Below are 18,697 nucleotides of genomic sequence, written 5' to 3'. Positions count from 1 at the left end.
AAGGGGATCTTACATAATTCAGTCTATTCAGGTAAAGAGTAGTCTAGGTTTGTACGAATGAACGTGGAAGATGGTTTTTAATTTCACATAACATATAAGCTGCGAAATCCATTAATTCTTGTTGATGTAACTCGTTGTTTGTTATGGTTCCTTTGTACGCATGTAAACAGTGCTGAATTAATGGATAATACTTTGATAGTAGCATATTCAATCCCCATTCTCCTCCTTCTTTCTTAGAAGATACAACACCTTCTCGTAGGAAGAAGAGTACACGACATAGATTTAGTGTGAAGTACGTTGGTGATTGGATAATTTCTTTATACGCATTTTCCACATCAAAGAGAATAGATTGGATGTACAATTCTCTATTGATAGGAAGGAACACATTTTTAATTGCTTTTCCATATAACGTAACACCGCGATGATAGGTAACCATGACATGGGCTGCTAAGTCGACGTCATTAAATCCTCCACATATGTATGTTTCATCTGTTCGATACTTTTCCCGATGAAAATCAGAATAATGAAGTTCAAATGGTGTCGGATAGACGAAATTAGTAAGCGTAGACTGGAGTAGTATGCTGAACTCCATTCCACGCTTATTAGGCATTTTGTCGTGAAGTTCTAGCACTTGTTGAATAACACGTTTATTTGTTTCTAAGGATAGTTTTTCTTGCACAATGATTAACAAGTCAATATCACTTGTTTCTTCATGGAAGCAGCCCATTGCTAATGATCCATGTAAGTAAACGCCAATTAGGTTATTACCTATTTCTTCTGTAACTATGTCTACAAACTTTTCTACATAATAGTTCGTATCCAATGATAACAACTCCTATATTTATTTCGTGCGTACTGCGTCTTTTGGTAATAAGAACGTTAATAAGCCAAGTAGTGGTAAGAAACCAATTGCACTCATAACGGTAAATAAGCCACTCATATCAATTACTCCTCCGAGTAACACAGCCCCGATTGCACCTAAGCCAAACGCAAGTCCTGTAATTAAGCCAGATACTGTACCGACTTTTCCAGGGAATAAATATTGCCCATAAATAACGGTAATGGAGAAGCTAGATGAAAAGACGAATCCGATAATAAGCAAGAAGATGGATGCGATTACTAGTGGGACGTGCGGAAGCAAAATGGAAAATGGTGCTGTAATAATGAATGATAATATCATTACACGTCGCATGCCAAAGCGATCTGCTAACGGTCCACCGAAGAATGTTCCTAATGCCCCTGCAATTAAAAATAAAAATAAATAAAGTTGTGCATCTCCGAGCGATAAGGCGTATTGATCCATTAAGAAAAATTGATAGTATGTGCCGATGCCTGAACCATACCAAGAGCGAGCAAACACTAAGAAAATTAAAATAGAAATAAGGAAAATTGATTTCTTTTGTGTATTTGGATTAGTAGTTACTTGGCGTTTGCTCATTTGCTGAACAGTTGGTAATACGTCTTTGTACCATTTCGCAACGTACGTGAGAACACAGAAACCAATTAATGCAACAAGTGTGAACCAAATAGAACCGAATTGACCAAGTGGAATGAAGATAAGCAATGTCATTGCCGGTGCAAGGGCACTTCCTGTATTTCCCCCTACTTGAAAAATAGATTGTGCTAGTCCTTTGCGCGTACCTGCTGCCATATGTGCTACTTTCGATGATTCTGGATGGAAAATAGCCGAGCCCATTCCAATTAAAATCACAGAGAGGAGAACGACTCCGTATGTCGGCGCAAAGGCTAACGCAAGCATACCGAGTAAGGAGCAAAGCATCGCAATCGGTAGTAAATAAGGTTTTGGTTTTTTATCCGAATAGAAGCCGACAACTGGTTGTAAGACAGAAGAAGTCATGTTGAGGACGAAGGCAATCCATCCGATTTGTGTGTACGATAGCTGCAATGATTCTTTCATAATTGGAAAAATAGCGGGAATAACTGCTTGCATCGTATCGTTGAATAAGTGACATAAACTAATCGCAAATAAAATAGGGAATACCGTCTTTCGTGCGGTAATCGCTTGAATATTTGCTGACGTACTGGCCATAAAAAGACCCCTTTCCATTATTGTTGTCTTTCATTCTAGCACGACAACGAAAAGGGAAATAACAATTAGCTTGTGATTTGCTGAGCGATACGTATTCACCTTTTTTTCGGAAAAATCAAACTAATAATTTCACCAAACAATGGAAATTATGGTAAAATGATAGTAATTCGATAATCATAGAAATATAGAAATAAAGAAGGTGAAAAGCATGCAAGAAATATTCAAAGCACTTGCCGATCCATCACGTCGAGAGATTATTTTCCTTTTAATGGAGAAAGAACACGCTGTGAAAGAGATGAGTGAGAAGTTAAATATCCCGATGTCAACACTCAGTCATCACCTAGATATTCTGTATAATAGTGGTCTCGTGACAAAGCGAAAGAAAGGAACATTTATCATTTATGCTCCAGCTCTTTCCGTTCTGGATGAACTTGTCACATACGTCGTAAAATCATTCAAAAAAAAGGAAGTGACGGTGATGGATAATGAGTAAGCCGTATCGTATTCGAGATGAATGGAAGCAAACGTGGGTGCACATTACCATCCTCTGTATGAGTAGTTACGGAGCAATTCTTGTCCTGTTACGTGACCGCTTACCAGAACAAATTGCTATTCATTGGGGGCCGGATGATGTTGCTGATGGCTTTGCAGGATTTTGGGAAGGGTTAGTGTTATTTCCGTATGGATTCATGGTTCTCATGTTTTTAACGGTGTTGGTTGTCCCTAAGTTTGCAAAGAAAGGTCAGCTTAGTCCAAACAATTTAAAATCGTTACGACTTATAGCTAGTATTATGTCGCTAACAAATTTATTATTATTCTCCTACGTCGCGTTAAAAAATGCGGGTGGTATTGAGATGCAACCATCCAGCCTTGTGCTACTTATCGTTGGAAGTACAACACTTATCGGTGGAATCATTTTTCCGAAATTATCTCCGAATCCATACATCGGTATTCGTACGAAAGCATTGTTAGAAGATGAAGAGTTGTGGCGTAAAGTACATCGACTAAGTGCACCTATTTGGATAGGATTTGGGTTAATTGCAATTGTGGTAGCGCTTACTATTCCGTTGGCGCCAGCTGCACAATTAGTAATCTTGCTAGGGCCACTTGTAGTAACGGGAGTATTAATTCAAATTGTGAAGAAGAGAAGAACATGAACAAAACGCCGCTCACGTTCGTAGAGAAAAAAGCATTCATTACATTCTCAAGTATTATTACTATTTGTGGGGGATAATGGCAGTAAGATTCTTTGTAAACGAGTTCAATAGTTTCGTAGAAATTATAGAAGAGAATCGAGAACATCAGTAAAAGAATGGAAGATTAATGTTCCACGTAATTGCATGTGAAATTGTTTTGCATTTCTTTTTACATACGTTCATAAATACCGAAATGCTGAAAGGAAATAAGGCGATATCTAATGGAGTTCCGCCATACGTATTCATTGGTATGTTATTATTCTTCATCATTTGTAGCTTTCGTTTGAAATAAAATATAGAGAAGGGGGAGAAAGAAGTGAACAAACTACCACTTACTATAGCTGAAAAAATTGTTGTTGGCCTATCGATTGCATTAATCATTGGACTATTTGGATATGTAGGATATTCTTATCCATCTTTACCAGATACAATCCCGACTCACTATGATGTTTACGGTATAGCAGATAATTTTGGATCAAAAGGTTGGATATGGTTCGTACCTTGTATCATGCTTGCCATTTTCATCATGTTCGTCTTAATTGCACGTTTTGGGAAAACCTTTAATGCTCCTGTTGAAGTGACGGAGGAAAATAAGGAGCGATTATACTTGAATGGTCGTCTTCTTATTTACATGATGGCATTTGAAACAGTTGTTTTCTTTTGGTGGAACGAATTTACAGAGATACAAAGTATAAATGGAAATGGTGAAACGTTAGGAGCAGAATCTCTATTAGTTTTCGTAGGTATCTTCATCCTTACGATTATCTTTTTCGTTGTTCGAAGTCATCGTTTGAAATAGTCTTGCTGAGTAGTTGACGTAAGAATTATGCGACATATCAACCATATAACAGAACTGGTCTAATTAGTATACACACATCTACACGTTATCTTTTTCGCTCTATTGATATTTTTTCATCATAAGAAGTTTCTGTTTGAAATAATCACCAAGGGAGAGTGGACAGAAGATGAGAAAGATGGATTTAACGGTAGTAGAGAAGATTTTGATGACACTTTCATGTCTAGGAGTTGTATGGATGTTTTGGTATACGTTTTATATGTATCCATCTTTACCAGAAACGATACCAACGCATTATAACTTTCAAGGTGAGCCGGATGCTTACGGAGGTAAGGGGAATTTATGGTTTATTCCAATCGTTGCATGTTTCCTATTCGGATTGTTAACATTAATGGGTCGCTCCTCACATACTTTTCATTATCTTGTAGAATTGACAAATAAAAATCAAGAACACGTATACAAAAATGGTCGTCTTATGCTTCATGTTCTATCATTTGAGCTTATTACCTTTTTTGCATATGATACGTTTGCCATGCTAGAAGGTGCTACGGGAGACAGGTTATTTGAAGGAGGGTATGCTATCATCGTTCTCTTTATTGTTGTAGCTATAACACTTGTATTCTTTATGGTTCGCGCTATTCGTTTGAAAGAATGAGGGGGAGAGAAATTCATGAAGAAAGTACCGTTAAGCTTATTGGAGAAACTTTTAATTATGCTTTCTGGCTTAGGGATAATAGGGATGTTTGGCTATATGGTATATATGTACCCGTTGTTGCCAGAGACAATTCCTGTTCATTTCAATGCGTCAGGAGAGGCGGATGGGTTTGGTAGCAAGGGGAATCTATTTATATTACCATGTATCACGGCTGCTATATTTGTAGGCACAATGATAATAAGTCGCTTTCCGCATATGTTTAATCACCCTGTGAAAGTAACAGAAGAAAACAAAGAACGCCTATACAAAAATGGTCGTTTGATGCTTCATGTGATGAATGTTGAAATAGTACTTATTTTTGGTTATCTTGTATTTTCGACAATAGAAATTGTACAGGGGAATCAAGAATCGTTAGGAGCGCACTTCTTATGGATATTCCTCGGTCTAATAGGAGGATCGATAGCCTTTTTTATCATAAGAAGTTTTAGATTGAAGTAATCGTAATAAGAGACTTCAAACTTGATAAGTAAAGGAGCGAAGAAACATGACAAATCCACCTAAATCAACAGTAGAAAAAATATTATTTACCGCAAATAGTGTAGGAGTTATCGGAGCGCTCCTTTATGCTATTATCGCTTACTTTTCATTATCAGGTGAAATACCTACGCATTATAATTTTCAAGGTGAGCCAGACCAATTTGGAGACAAAGGATTCATCTTGTTTATCCCATGCATTGCACTATTTATTTTTCTTCTTTTTACAGGATTATCGCATTTTCCAGATGGGCTAACATATCCGAAAAATATGTCGGAAGAAGGAAAAGAGAAGATGTTTCGCTTTACTCGCTTGATGATGCAAGTATTAGCATTTGAAATTATTTCTTTCTTGTTGTACTTAACCGTAATGGACGTACAAATTGCACAAGATAACGCAAAAGGAATTGGAACATATACAGGATATTTGTTTATCGCTAGTGTCATTATCACTGTTATCGCCATAATGGTTACATGTAGAAAATTCAAATAAGCGTAGGGGAAGGGTGTAGAGTAGATGGTTAACGAAACGACAATGACGTGGATGTTAGTTGTGGCAGTATTCTCGTTCCTTGTACCAATCGTAGTACTCATTTTTCTAAAGAAAAAATATGATGCTTCTTTAAAAGTATTCTTTATTGGGATGCTGACGTTTTTCTTATTTGCGAGTGTGCTAGAAGGCTTCGTTCATAAAGTAGTGTTAGTTGATAATGAAGTAACGAAAGAGCTGTTTTCGAACCCGTGGTTATATATGGTATACGGTGGATTAATGGCAGGTATCTTTGAAGAAATTGGGCGGTATATGATGTTCAAATATACGCTTCGTGGGAGAGAAACATGGAAAGATGGTGTCACATTCGGGGCAGGGCATGGTGGCATCGAGATGATATTAATTACGGGGCTAGGCAGTATTACTTCTTACGTGTATGCGACGATGATTAATAACAATACATTTGATTCATTGATGACGACGTCCGAAATGATTGGACCGTTGCAAACAGTGAAGCAACAATTACTTGAAACAGAGTGGCATATGAGTGGGGTTGCGATAGTAGAGCGTACGATGGCATTGTTTCTTCAAATTGGATTATCTATTCTCGTTCTGTATGCGGTACGCTCTAAGAAATTCAAATATGTTCTATATGCAATTGGTGTTCATGCGATAATTAATTTCCCAGCAGCATTATATCAAAAAGGTGTCATTTCGAATATATGGATGTTGGAAGGGATTGTAACGTTAGTGGGCATCGCTTCGATTATATGGATTATAAAATCAAAGGCATTATTCAGAGGTGAGAATAATAAAATTTCTATCTAAACGAGGTATATTTGCGTGGATTGTGACGTGGGGGCTCGCGCTTTCCATGTTTGTTCTTCCTATTATTCTTTATACGGAAAATAGACCAACGGAAACAGATTTCTTCATTTCTTTATTTGTCTGTATTCCACTTGCAATTTTTTGCATCCTTGGATGGTTTGGTACGTATTACGTAGTGATGGACACGGAGTTGAAAGTATACGGTGGATTTATCCCAATGGGGAAAATTGATATTTCAACGATTACTTCTATTAGACGTACGAATAATCCACTAAGTGCCCCTGCCTTGTCATTTAAACGTTTAGAAATCACATATGGGAAGTGGGAGATGGCACTCGTGTCACCAGAAAATGAAACATACTTTGTACAGTTATTAAAAGAGAAAAATCCACATATTGTACTAGATGATAAATTGAGGTGAGGGAGATGAAGTTTCTAGCAAAATTAGGATGGTTCGTTTGTGTGCGTAACGGAGAGTGGTGACTCCTGCGGGAAAAGCGAGGAAAGTCAGACCCCGCAAGCCTTGCCCAGGAGGCTCGCTCTCGCCCGCGGAAAGTGTCCACTCGGAGTGTGGCGTATAGGTCAATCCTGCCTATTGGTTAAAAGATAAAAACTGAAAAATCGAATTTTTTGTAAAATAACATAATCGTTTGATAAGATGAAAAGCAGGAGGGGAATGTTATGGAAGAACTTGGCATATCCATGTTGCTTTTTTTAGTTGCAGTAGGAGTCTTGGCAGCATTCGTTGATGCAGTTGTTGGTGGGGGTGGGCTTATTGCGATTCCAGCGTTATTATTTGCGGGATTACCACCTGCAATGGTATTAGGTACGAATAAGTTAGCAGGAACGATGTGCTCTTTTACGAGTACAGTAGCGTTTATGAAATCAGGAAAGGTGAACAAGCGATTAGCGTTTGCGTTATTTCCGCTTGCATTCGTAGGCTCCTTATTCGGTGCTTACACCGTCCAACATATTTCTTCTGATTTTCTCAAACCATTAATGCTTGTTCTTTTAGTAGGGGTAACACTTTTTACTATTTTCAAAAAGAATTGGGGAGAGCAATCAACGTATAATGGTTTGTCGAAGCGTAAGTGGGTATTGTGTGGAGTTGTTGTCGTTGCAATTGGCTATTATGATGGTTTCTTCGGTCCTGGTACAGGATCATTTCTTATTTTTGCTTTCTTAACACTTGGATTAGACTTTGTAACAGCTGCAGGAAATGCGAAAGTATTAAACTTTGCAAGTAATATTTCTGGTCTGCTCATGTTTATGTATTTAGGTTCAGTAAATTATACATACGGTATTGTGATGGGATTAGCTATGATTGTCGGTGCACTAATTGGTTCGCACTTTGCGATGAAAAAAGGCGTGGGATACGTAAAAACCTTATTTATTGTCGTATCACTTTTATTAATTGGTAAAAATGCGTTAGATTACTTTGAGATTTTGTAAAGGCGTGTCGATACACGTCTTTTTCTATTTGGAGGAAACTATTGACAGATTATTCGTATAATGATGTATAATATGTTTAAACACTTAAACAGATGAAAGGAGTATGAAGATTGGATGCTAAAACATGTAATGACGAAGTAAGGGATGTCCTGCATCAACTACAGCCGAGTTTTCAAGCGTTAGGAGATCCTGTTCGTCAACAAATTGTGTCTCTTCTCATTGATAAAGAAAGTCTAAATGTGACGCAAATAGCAGAGCATATTCCAATGTCCCGTCCTACTGTCTCGCATCATTTGAAAATATTGCGCCAAGCTAGATTACTAGATGTACAGAAAAAAGGAACGGAAATGTATTATCGACTTGCTTTTGTAGAAGCAATTGGCTTGTTGAAAGAATTAGTGTTATTAGTAGAAAGTGAACATGGAGATATGTAGTTATATCTCTTTCTTTTTTGATTAATATGTTTAAATGTTTAAAAATATTAACGTTAACTAGGAGGATGAGTGATGGAGAAGAAAACAGTGTTAATTGTTGGAGGATACGGTGTTGTTGGAAGTCAAATTGCCCATATGTTGCATGAACGTTATCCGCAATTAGAATTTCTATTAGGAGGAAGAACAGCGAACAAAGAAGCACCTTTCATATCGGAGAGGGTGAAGTGTGTTGTTACAGATAATAAGAGTACAAATCCACTAGAGTTTATCGAAGAACCAATTGCCCTGGTCATTAATGCAGTAAATGATTCGTTAGACAATCTCTTGCGAGTGACACAAGAACAAGAAATTCCTCTTATTGATATTACTCGTTGGACAGAAAGAATGGAACACTCAATTGCGTGGTTAGAGAACAAAGAACTCCGTGCCCCAATAATTTTTTCTTCTGGCTGGATGGGAGGAACTGCTGCTCTTCTATCAAAACTGTTTGCACATAATCTTCAAGACGTTACGGTTAATATTCACGCTCTCTATTCTCTTCAAGATAAAGCAGGTCCTAATTCAATTGACTATATGAATCGTTTAACAACTCCATTTCATATCGCAAATAGAAAAGTATATCCGTTAAGTGATCCTCGCAAGGTGACGTTTGCAAATGGACATACAGCGAAATGTTATCGCATCGATACACCAGATCATCTTACTTTGCTACGCTTTCATACAATTACAGAAGCGAATTTCCGTATTACCTTTGACCATATCTTAATAAATTGGGGGCTTGTCGCACTTGTGAAGTCTAGAGTATGGAAGATGTTAAGCAACAAGGCACGCCAAAAGCTATTGTACAATCCAGGAGAAGGAGGTCCACATCGTCTTCTTATTGAACTAGATGGTGTGAATGAAAATGGGAAGAAAATAGGGCGAACGATTTCTGTAATAGATCCTCTTGGGCAGACACATTTAACGGCAGTTGGAGCAGTTGTGCAAGCGAAGTATTTACTAGAGAATGATATCCAGCCTCGTATATATTTTTCAGAAGATGTTGGATTATCGAAATCTACTATTTTACAAATCTATGATGAGTATGGTGTAACCATCAAATAGCAAATAGATGACGAGCTTCTAGTAAAGGAGCTCGTTTTTTCTATCTGTAATACTAGAATGAAAGAGAGCATGTTGTCATACATATGAAACAATAGGACGGTATAAAGGAGGAAATAATATGGGCTTTCTTTTTGTACAAGAGCATGCCCATCTGTACGGGCGATTAGTCGTTGCATTTATTTTTGGTGTTATCATTGGAATTGAACGGGCCAAACAAGGAAAGTTCGTTGGAGTGCGCACGCATGTATTAGTATGTTTAGGCTCGTGTTTAGTGATGGTTTTATCATTATTAAATGAAGGGCCGTACCGTGATCCAATGCGTCTAGCAGCTCAAGTAGTAAGTGGTATTACGTTCATCGGTGCGGGGGTGATATGGCGTGACCGTAACAATGTGAAGCACGGTTTGACGACAGCGGCGAATTTGTGGATTAGTTCGTGTCTTGGTTTAGTAATTGGTTACGGTCTATATGATATCGCAATTATTACGGGTGTATTAATGTTTATTACGATCCGTGTTTCCATGTATTTCGAGAAGAAGGGGATCGTTCCAGATAAGTCTACGTTAGGGAACGAAGAGGAGGAAGGCGATTAAGTGAAATAGGATACAAGCATCAGATTCTTCTTTCTACTACATACGGGTGTACAATGAAAGTATCTTCGAACAAAGGAAGTGTCTAGGATGAATAATAAGCAACGTATTGTTAGTCAGTTTGGACAAAATGCTCATAAGTATGTAACGAGTACGATTCATGCGAAGGGAAAAGACTTACCGTTACTAGTAGAAGTAGTGAAAGAGAACCGTCATGAACGATTGCTTGATATCGCTACAGGTGGAGGGCATGTTGTTCATACGTTAGCTCCTTTCTTCAACGAAGCGGTTGCCCTTGATTTAACGAAAGATATGCTCAAAAATGCTGAAGCTTTCATTCAAGAGAACGGACATGAGAATGTTTCATTTGTAGAAGGGGATGCGGAGAATTTACCGTTTGCGGATGCATCATTTGATACTGTTACGTGTCGGATTGCACCGCATCATTTTCCGCACGTGGATCGATTTGTTCACGAAGCATACCGTGTTGTCGAGAAAAATGGTTTATTTCTTTTAATCGATAACGTAGCTCCTGAGCGAGAAGAACTTGATGAATTTTATAACATAGTAGAGAAGCGACGAGATAGTAGTCACTTCCGAGCATGTAAGAAGACAGAATGGATTTCGATGATTGAGCGGACAGGGTTCCGGGTTGAATCCATTGTCACGTTCACGAAAACATTCCCATTCGAGTGGTGGTGTAGCATGACGAATCTACCTGAAGACGAGAAGAACGCATTGAATGAATATATGCTTTCTGCACCAGAAGCAATCCGCTCTTACTTCCAAGTAGAAATAGAAGATGGAAGTGTACAATCCTTTGATGCAGGAGCAATGTTTTTGGTGGCGAGGAAATAAAAATAGATGAATGTACTTTGTATGTAACTGGAGAGTCTATAATAGGCTCTCCTTTTTGAAGTTTGAGTTTATATGTGATGATGAATGATATAATAGATATTAGTGTAGAAAATCTTTAGAGAATCTTTAACTTTTCTTTCCTTCTATTTATCTTTTATATATATAATTGTTGGTACCAATTAATTTTCATTAGCAAAGGGACATAGAGTGGTTTTGGATGATACATTATGAGAAATAATATCGATATGGTAAGGATAAGTAAGAGGGAGGCATACGTATGGGGACGAGCATTTTAATTGTAGACGATGAGAAGGAGATTGGGCAGCTTATTTCCCTTTATTTACGAAATGAGGGATATACGATACATATGGCATTTGACGGGGAAGAAGCGTTAGAAATTGTTCATCGTGAACAGCCTACGATGATGATATTAGATATTATGATGCCTCGTATGGATGGAATGGAAGTATGTAAGTGTATAAGGGAATCTAGTGATATGCCAATCTTGATGCTAAGCGCAAAAGCAGAGGATATGGATAAAATAATGGGATTAATGACCGGCGCAGATGATTACATGATCAAGCCATTTAATCCGTTAGAGTTGGTTGCTAGGGTAAAAGCGTTACTAAGAAGATCTAATATGCAACGTGTATCTAATCCAGTAGTAGAAGATACGAGTATTTATATCAATTCTCTTGAAATCAATAAAAAGAATCATACAGTGACAGTTGATGGTAATCGTATCAAGTTAACATCGATTGAATTTGAGATTTTGTATTTATTAGCTTCGCATCCAGGACGTGTATTTAGTTCGGAGGAAATATTTGAGTTAGTGTGGAAAGATGTTGTTTGCGATTCGAATAAAACGGTGATGGTGCACATTAGTAATATTCGAGAAAAGTTAGAAAAAGCATTGAATGGTGAGAAGATTATTCATACCGTATGGGGGGTAGGATACAAAATTGAAAAATAACTTTTATCACGTTTTTCATCAAATTCCTACGTGGAAAAAATGCGTATATGTATTATTATCGATAATTTGTGCTATTGTGGCAGTGTATATACTTAAATTAATACTTGTCGGCTTCGCTGTTACATCTGTTACGTTCTATACGGTAACTACAGAAATTTCAGTAGCATATGGAAAGAGACATTTTGAGCGTCTTATTATGAATATCGAGTATGTATTATATTTCGTAGCATTCTGTCTCTTTATGGTAGTCTTTTATTTTAGGGAAAAAAGACAATACTTAAAAAAATATTTTCATCAGATTTTGGATGAAGTGAAATTTATCGATAATGTTAATCTTAATCATGAAATAAAGGTACTTCCTAATACGGAACTCGGCGAACTGGCGGAAGAAATCAATAGTATTGTGAAAAAATTGAAAGAATCCATTGAAGAGGAACGAAGAATTGAGCAAACAAAGAAAGATTTGATTACAAGTGTCTCGCATGATCTACGCACACCATTAACATCAATTATTGGATATATAAGTTTCATTCAGCAAGACAAGTATCGGGATGAAATAGAATTACGCTATTATATCGAAATTGTGCATGATAAAGTGTTACGCTTAAATCATTTAATGAATGATTTATTTGAGTATACTCGTTTTCAAAATAAGGGTATTAGCCTTAGCAAAGCTCCAATTAATATTACAGAGATGCTAAATCAATTAATCGTTCAATTCCGATTTGAAATAAAAGACGCCAATATGGAGTTTAGGCAATCCATCTACTCCTCTAAACTAATGGTGTTGGCAGACGGAGAAAAATTAGTAAGGGTATTTGAAAACTTAATTGTTAATGCAATTAAATATGGAAGTGACGGCTATTATCTTGATATTATAGCGTCCGAAGAGAATGGATTAGTCGAAATAGAATTCACAAATTACGGGAAAGAAATCCCTCCTTCTGATTTACATCATATATTTGATCGTTTCTACCGAGTTGAAAAATCTCGCTCTACAAATAGAGGTGGATCTGGACTTGGATTAGCTATCGCAAAGAGTATTATTGAGCTACATGAGGGAACCATTAGTGTATATAGTGATGTGGAAAGAACAACGTTCACAATTAAATTGAAATCAATGAAGGAAGAGACTTCTCGCTGAGAGGTTTCTTTTTTTGCTTTTCTTAAATACTCTTTAGAAAATCTTTAACTTTTCTTTCCTTTCCATTAAATAGTTTTGTTTACACTGTGTATACACAAGAAAATGGAGGGGTAGAAAATGAAAGTATATAAGAAATCTATTAGTTTGTTTGCTATTTTAATTCCTATATGTATTATTTTATTTTTTTTGGAGCCATATATTAAAGGAGCTCCTCTTCAAGCAGAAACGGCTATTTTAATGGATGCTAAGTCTGGAGAGATTCTTTATAGCAAAAATGAACATACTCCTCGTGCGCCTGCAAGTATGTCAAAAATGATGACGGAGTATATTGTACTTGAACAAATTCAACAAGGTAATCTGAAGTGGGACGAATTAGTTACAATTAGTAGGAATGCGTCACATACAGAAGGAGCAAGAATACCAGTTAAGGTTGGAGATCGACTTACCGTGAAAGATTTATTCCACGCGATGGTGTTGCCATCGGCTAATAACGCTACAGTTGCATTAGCTGAACACATTGCTAAAACGGAAGAGAATTTTACAGCAATGATGAATGCAAAGGCGAAGAAATTAAAGTTATCAAGCAAAACAAAATTTGTTAATTCGACAGGGTTAGCAAATGAATATGGGGAAGAAACAACAATGACCGCATTAGATGTAGCTACTTTGGCAAGGCAGTTACTAACGAATTTTCCAGATGTCGTGAACGTAACAAAACTTACTTCTTATAATATAAAATCACACGGGATTACGTTGAAAACAACGAATAAAATGTTAGATTCGTCGAATCAATCGTTATCTGTCCCTGGAATGGATGGCTTGAAAACTGGTTTTACAGATTCAGCGGGATATTGTTTTGCTGGCACGGCTATACAAGATGACAGAAGAGTGATATCTGTTGTAATGGGGACTAAAGATGATATAGAACGTTTTGAGGAAACAAAAAAATTATTCGCATATGGATTTAATCGTCCGAAGAAGTTGTAGTATATGTAATAAAAAGCAAGGTAGATTCCACTACCTTGCTTTTTGTTATTAATTCTCCGTCACTGTTTTTTGTACGGTTTGTTCTTGTGGTTGCTTCCCAGTGGATGCACGTGCTGTTCCCATGAAGGATACGGCAATTGCTGCGCATATAACTAGAACAAGTGACCATAAGAAGGTATCAGCAATCGAGCTAGATAGAACGTTAGTAATTTGTTCGAGAATAGGTGCTGGAATAGCTTCTCTTGCTTCAGAAGAGAGAAGTTCACGGCTACCGCCATCCATTCCCATTGGTGCACCACCTGATGATAGAGAACTTAATCCACTTGTAAGAAGATTCGTCTGTAATGTCCCGAAAATCGTAATACCAAGTGTCATACCGAGAGAACGGAAGAATGAGTTTGTTGATGTTGCTGTCCCACGTTGTGAGGCCGGTAATTCATGAACAGATGCCATACTCAGCAAGGAGAACGAGAAGCCTACGCCTACCCCAGTAAGAATCATGTATATCGTTAATAAGTGTTGCGGTGTTGTCGGTGTTAATGTGCTAAGGAAGTATATACCTATTGCAAAGAACATAACGGATACAGTCATTAAGCTACGGAAGCTTACTTTCGAAGCAAGAATTCCTCCTGCGGAACTTCCTACAACAGAACCGAGCATCATTGGCATTAAGACAAGTCCTGCGCTCGTTGCGGCACCACCATGTACTCCTTGCATATACATCGGAATGTACACTGCTGGAATGATAAATGCTGCTCCATAGAAGAAAGCGATAGCCTGGCTCGCAGCGAAGATAGGGCGCTTGAATAAACTAAAGGAAATGATTGGATCGGTAGCTTTTGTTTCTACATACAAGAATAATAGGAAAAACACACCGAATATAACGAATAAGCTAATTAACTGCCAAGAGTCCCATGCGTATTCTTTGCCACCAAGCTCTAATGCAAACATTAAGCTAACGACGGCGATGACGAGTGTACTAGCACCATACCAATCAATTTTTTGTTTTTTAAATGTAAGCGACTCTTTATAGAAGCGAGTAACGAAGAATAAAGATAAGATACCAAGTGGAATGTTAATGTAGAAAATCCATTGCCAACTAATATACTCCGTAATATAAGCTCCAAGTAGTGGACCTGATACACTTGAAATACCAAATACAGCTCCAAATAATCCTGTCATTTTCCCGCGTTTCTCAGGTGGGAATAGGTCGAAGATAATTGTGAAGGCAATTGGCATTAATGCTCCGCCCCCAATACCTTGAATTGCACGATAAATACTCAGTGATACAATACTATCTGCTAATCCACATAACATACTTCCAAGTAAAAAGATAAGTAATCCGAATACGTAAAACTTTTTACGGCCATACATATCAGATAGTTTTCCGAAGATAGGCATACCAGCCATCGTGGTAACCATATAGGCAGCAGTAACCCATGCGTATTGTTCAATTCCGCCAAGCTCAGATACAATTGTTGGCATTGCGGCTGCGACAATTGTGTTGTCCATTGCCCCCATTAAAATACCAAGCAACAAACCAGCTACGACAAGTGGGATTTTACTTTCTTTCGATACCATTGCGACAACTCCTTTCATATATAGGTTAAAATGTATATATTCATTATAAGCTAGTTTCCTTCATCATACGTAGCTAGTTTTAGAGAAATTTCGCGCGATGTTCAAAGGATTTTTGAAAGAAAAAGGCGAATAATGTTTCATAGAGAAAAGAGAGAGTAGGATGAAAAAGATGAAAAAAGCATTAATAAACATAGATTATACGATTGATTTCGTTGCGGAGAAAGGTGCATTAACGTGTGGTGAGCCGGGACAACGTATTGAAGAAGAGGTTGTACGCGTAACAGAACAATTTGTCGAGGCAGGGGATTTCGTTGTGTTCGCAATCGACAAACATGTAGAAGGAGATACACATCATCCAGAATCAATGTTGTTTCCTCCACACAACATTGCAGGTACAGAAGGAAGAGAGTTATATGGGAAGCTAGAAGTACTGTATCAACAAACGAAACAGAAAAGCAATGTATATTACATGGATAAAACGAGATATAGTGCCTTTGCTGGAACAGATTTAGAAATGAAGTTGCGTGAACGTGGTATTACAGAAGTACATCTCATTGGTGTATGCACAGATATATGTGTTCTCCACACTGCTGTTGATGCATACAATAAAGGATTCAATATTGTTGTATACCAAGAGGCAGTAGCGTCTTTTAATCAAGCAGGACATGAATGGGCATTGTCACACTTCCGTTCATGCTTGAATGCAGAAGTTAATTAATACATAAGGGGATAGAAAGTCGAATTCGCTGCAAGACGAAAATGAGAGGAGTGTAAGTAGATGGATATTGTCAAATTTCTAAAAGAACGTGTTACGTTGTTTAGCCCAGGACTAGATAGATGTATGAACGGAGAGAATGTAACAGTTGGAGGGATTGTTACAAGTATTTTAGATATTGGCTCGCTCTTACCACTTACGGAAGATGGCAAGGAACAAGAGGGTGTCTATATTTGTCTGGATGACCGGCTTGGTAGTATAACAGTTGTACTCTCCACAGAATCATTTCGTCTTTTGCAGTCGATTACTCCTATTAAACAAGGCTCTCTTTTATTAGTAGAGGGTAATGTTCATCTTCTTAATACGTCTCATACATGGTTGGAAGAAGATGGTTCAGAAGTTCGTGTGGACAATGTCATAGAGAAGACAAAGTATATCGTTTGTACGAGCATTCAGCTATGTTCGGATGACGAGAGAGAAATACAAAAATTTTGAAAAACCTTTTATTTTTGGATATTTCATTTTAATATAATAGAGAGATTATTTATACGATAAGGAGAGCAGCATGGTAGAGGGGAAAAATGAAGAAAGAACTATCAACCATACGGAAGATAATGATCAAGAAGTAGTACAGCACGAAGTAGAAAGTGTCCCGAATGTAGCAACAGAAGAGGAAATAGAAGCAAAAAAAGCACACCTTCACGAAGAAGAACGCCAAAGACATAAAGATATACTATTGTTCGTCGATCGTAATCCATTATACTATGAACGAAAATGGGGAGTGAAAGAGGATCCAAGTAAAGGGATTAGCTGGAACTTTGCAGCGTTCTTCTTAACGGCATATTGGTTCGCGTATCGTAAAATGTATAGATGGATGTTTGCTGTTGTAGGATTATACATTCTATTAGAGGCTAGCTTGTTTGGATTAGCTATCGTTACGGAATTAAGTTTGAAAGTAAATTTAGCAATGAGTATTGTTATAACGATAGCAATAAGTGTACTTACTGGATTGTATGGAAATACATTGTATTATAGACATGTCCAGCAGAAAGTGAAGAAAATAGAACAATACTCATCATTTACATCTGATATGAAGCCGTTCTTATTAGCGAGAACAGGTGGAGTTAATAAATGGGCAATTGTTGGAGTAGCATCCATGTATATTGTTGTATTCGGTGGAGTTGCTATGTATCTAGGAGCGACTGAATATGAGAATACTGTTGTTTACGATGTTCAAACATCTGATATTGGGATAGAGTTAGAGAATATGTATTCAAATGTTCAGTGGGAATACAAAAATAGTATGAATTGGGATGAAGATTTAGTTGTTTTCTCAGGTGTGAATCGACAAAATAATGAACGTGTTGAAATCACTTTTTCTTATATAACGGTATCATTGGACGAGTATGAATTATCTATTGGAGAGATTGCAGTCAATGACCGCTTGTTATCTGGCTTTGAAGTAGACGAATTTATGCGCTGGATTCTAGGTGACAATTGGATGGAAGAAGATTTATTCAAAGATAAAAGCACACCAGCTACTATTATGTAAAGAATAGTAGCCGTGATGTTGTTTTCTTAAAACAGCATCACGGTTTTTTTTCGTTGTTTTAGTCAATACTTGTTCATAGTAATATTCTGAATAATTTTGATATAATAACAAGATAAGTTAGATGGTAGGAGGAATGAAGATGGAATCTATTTGGTTCTATGTGATGATAGTAGCAGGAGTATTTCTATTTCTTGCTAGTATGTGGAACGTATTTATTTTACGAAAGCAACGAAGGCATGAGATACACGGAGATTTCGGAGAGCGTATTGCATCATTTTCTAGTTCACGGTCGGCAAAGTTTGGAATGATTGGTGCACAAGTTGTCTTAGTTATCCTTTTATATACACTTGTGAGTCGTATGAACAAATCACAAGTTGCGTTGGAAAAGGCGACGAATGCAGATATTCGTGCGATATTAGAACAGACAATAACGATGGATATAGGAATGATTGTTTTAGTTGTCGGTATCTGCTTCTTGTATGGGACAAAAGTAGTTCGAGCATTTAAGACAGTTACGATTTATGAGAAAGGCATTATTAATAGAGGGGCTTTTTCTTCTTTCTATGCAATTGGTAATATAAAAGGCGATGCGTATAGTGTATATATGCATTTTCCAGAAGCACGCCTGAAGAAACAAATGCCGGTTAGCATCAGTTCTAAAGAGGCGAAGGGGTTTTTAGAAAAGGCAACGAGTGCAAAGCAAATGTTTGAGAAAAGCAAGAAAAACAAATAAGAAAGCAGCCAGCTGGCTGCTTTCTT

23 protein-coding genes are annotated in these 18,697 nt (G+C 37.3%); 20 read left to right on the top strand and 3 right to left on the bottom strand.

From position 1 onward, the window contains the following. Window positions 1–43: 43 nt before the first annotated feature. Together IEV41_RS08675 and IEV41_RS08670 are read right to left on the bottom strand one after the other, a co-directional pair. The gene (locus tag IEV41_RS08675) at window positions 44–823 is read right to left on the bottom strand and encodes an aminoglycoside adenylyltransferase domain-containing protein (protein WP_229722181.1); all 780 of its coding nucleotides are present in this window, start codon (window positions 821–823) and stop codon (window positions 44–46) included. Between the two features lie 18 nt (window positions 824–841). Continuing rightward, complete coding sequence (locus IEV41_RS08670) at window positions 842–2,050, bottom strand: MFS transporter (protein WP_188387990.1); 1,209 nt, start codon at window positions 2,048–2,050, stop codon at window positions 842–844. A 208-nt stretch (window positions 2,051–2,258) separates the two neighbouring features. On the opposite strand from IEV41_RS08670, the gene IEV41_RS08665 reads away from it, so the two are divergent. From IEV41_RS08665 to IEV41_RS08590, 16 genes are all read left to right on the top strand, one after another. Further along, window positions 2,259–2,543 (top strand): ArsR/SmtB family transcription factor, encoded by a 285-nt coding sequence (locus IEV41_RS08665; RefSeq protein WP_188387989.1) that lies wholly within the window; start codon window positions 2,259–2,261, stop codon window positions 2,541–2,543. Continuing rightward, window positions 2,536–3,207 (top strand): SdpI family protein, encoded by a 672-nt coding sequence (locus tag IEV41_RS08660; RefSeq protein ID WP_188387988.1) that lies wholly within the window; start codon window positions 2,536–2,538, stop codon window positions 3,205–3,207. Before IEV41_RS08665 ends, IEV41_RS08660 begins: the two co-directional genes overlap by 8 nt. 355 nt (window positions 3,208–3,562) lie before the next feature. Further along, window positions 3,563–4,045, top strand: coding sequence for a DUF1648 domain-containing protein (locus IEV41_RS08655; protein WP_188387987.1), 483 nt, complete (start codon window positions 3,563–3,565; stop codon window positions 4,043–4,045). Window positions 4,046–4,211: 166 nt separating this feature from the next. Then, a complete protein-coding gene (locus tag IEV41_RS08650; protein WP_188387986.1) occupies window positions 4,212–4,697 on the top strand; it encodes a DUF1648 domain-containing protein in 486 nt (161 codons plus the stop codon). Between the two features lie 15 nt (window positions 4,698–4,712). Then, a complete protein-coding gene (locus IEV41_RS08645) occupies window positions 4,713–5,195 on the top strand; it encodes a DUF1648 domain-containing protein (RefSeq protein ID WP_188387985.1) in 483 nt (160 codons plus the stop codon). 46 nt (window positions 5,196–5,241) lie between these two features. Continuing rightward, the gene (locus IEV41_RS08640) at window positions 5,242–5,724 is read left to right on the top strand and encodes a DUF1648 domain-containing protein (RefSeq protein ID WP_188387984.1); all 483 of its coding nucleotides are present in this window, start codon (window positions 5,242–5,244) and stop codon (window positions 5,722–5,724) included. Window positions 5,725–5,748: 24 nt separating this feature from the next. Beyond that, the gene (locus IEV41_RS08635; protein ID WP_188387983.1) at window positions 5,749–6,549 is read left to right on the top strand and encodes a YhfC family intramembrane metalloprotease; all 801 of its coding nucleotides are present in this window, start codon (window positions 5,749–5,751) and stop codon (window positions 6,547–6,549) included. Window positions 6,550–6,595: 46 nt separating this feature from the next. After that, window positions 6,596–6,970, top strand: a complete 375-nt coding sequence (locus IEV41_RS08630; protein WP_188387982.1) for a PH domain-containing protein — start codon at window positions 6,596–6,598, stop codon at window positions 6,968–6,970. A gap of 260 nt (window positions 6,971–7,230) precedes the next feature. After that, entirely contained in the window at window positions 7,231–8,001 is a 771-nt protein-coding gene (locus IEV41_RS08625) for a TSUP family transporter (protein ID WP_188387981.1), read from the top strand. 110 nt (window positions 8,002–8,111) lie between these two features. Continuing rightward, window positions 8,112–8,435: an ArsR/SmtB family transcription factor gene (locus tag IEV41_RS08620; RefSeq protein WP_188387980.1), complete on the top strand. Its 324-nt coding sequence runs from the start codon at window positions 8,112–8,114 to the stop codon at window positions 8,433–8,435. A 72-nt stretch (window positions 8,436–8,507) separates the two neighbouring features. Further along, window positions 8,508–9,539: a saccharopine dehydrogenase family protein gene (locus IEV41_RS08615; protein ID WP_188387979.1), complete on the top strand. Its 1,032-nt coding sequence runs from the start codon at window positions 8,508–8,510 to the stop codon at window positions 9,537–9,539. A gap of 118 nt (window positions 9,540–9,657) precedes the next feature. Continuing rightward, the gene (locus tag IEV41_RS08610; RefSeq protein WP_188387978.1) at window positions 9,658–10,131 is read left to right on the top strand and encodes an MgtC/SapB family protein; all 474 of its coding nucleotides are present in this window, start codon (window positions 9,658–9,660) and stop codon (window positions 10,129–10,131) included. Between the two features lie 87 nt (window positions 10,132–10,218). Next, window positions 10,219–10,986: a class I SAM-dependent methyltransferase gene (locus IEV41_RS08605; protein ID WP_188387977.1), complete on the top strand. Its 768-nt coding sequence runs from the start codon at window positions 10,219–10,221 to the stop codon at window positions 10,984–10,986. A gap of 277 nt (window positions 10,987–11,263) precedes the next feature. Then, window positions 11,264–11,959 (top strand): response regulator transcription factor, encoded by a 696-nt coding sequence (locus IEV41_RS08600; protein WP_188387976.1) that lies wholly within the window; start codon window positions 11,264–11,266, stop codon window positions 11,957–11,959. Next, on the top strand, window positions 11,949–13,103 hold the full coding sequence (locus IEV41_RS08595; RefSeq protein ID WP_188387975.1) for a sensor histidine kinase: 1,155 nt from the start codon (window positions 11,949–11,951) through the stop codon (window positions 13,101–13,103). Before IEV41_RS08600 ends, IEV41_RS08595 begins: the two co-directional genes overlap by 11 nt. 117 nt (window positions 13,104–13,220) lie before the next feature. Further along, window positions 13,221–14,090 carry a D-alanyl-D-alanine carboxypeptidase family protein gene (locus tag IEV41_RS08590; RefSeq protein WP_188387974.1) on the top strand — a complete coding sequence of 290 codons (870 nt, stop codon included), beginning with the start codon at window positions 13,221–13,223 and terminating at the stop codon, window positions 14,088–14,090. 48 nt (window positions 14,091–14,138) lie between these two features. On the opposite strand, the gene IEV41_RS08585 is transcribed toward IEV41_RS08590, so the two are convergent. Then, window positions 14,139–15,671, bottom strand: coding sequence for an MDR family MFS transporter (locus IEV41_RS08585; protein WP_188387973.1), 1,533 nt, complete (start codon window positions 15,669–15,671; stop codon window positions 14,139–14,141). A gap of 169 nt (window positions 15,672–15,840) precedes the next feature. On the opposite strand from IEV41_RS08585, the gene IEV41_RS08580 reads away from it, so the two are divergent. The 4 genes from IEV41_RS08580 to IEV41_RS08565 all read left to right on the top strand — a co-directional run bounded on the left by IEV41_RS08580 (window position 15,841) and on the right by IEV41_RS08565 (window position 18,671). Next, complete coding sequence (locus IEV41_RS08580; RefSeq protein WP_188388736.1) at window positions 15,841–16,389, top strand: cysteine hydrolase family protein; 549 nt, start codon at window positions 15,841–15,843, stop codon at window positions 16,387–16,389. Between the two features lie 60 nt (window positions 16,390–16,449). Beyond that, window positions 16,450–16,881, top strand: a complete 432-nt coding sequence (locus IEV41_RS08575) for a hypothetical protein (protein ID WP_188387972.1) — start codon at window positions 16,450–16,452, stop codon at window positions 16,879–16,881. A 70-nt stretch (window positions 16,882–16,951) separates the two neighbouring features. Beyond that, entirely contained in the window at window positions 16,952–17,938 is a 987-nt protein-coding gene (locus IEV41_RS08570) for a DUF2628 domain-containing protein (protein ID WP_188387971.1), read from the top strand. A gap of 139 nt (window positions 17,939–18,077) precedes the next feature. Beyond that, a complete protein-coding gene (locus tag IEV41_RS08565; RefSeq protein WP_188387970.1) occupies window positions 18,078–18,671 on the top strand; it encodes a hypothetical protein in 594 nt (197 codons plus the stop codon). Window positions 18,672–18,697: the final 26 nt, after the last annotated feature.

It is taken from the genome of Priestia taiwanensis (genome assembly GCF_014638355.1).
Classification (GTDB): Bacteria; Bacillota; Bacilli; order Bacillales; family Bacillaceae_G; genus Priestia_D; species Priestia_D taiwanensis.
Note: the sequence above shows the minus strand (reverse complement) of the source record. Positions and strands in the feature narration are given on the sequence as shown.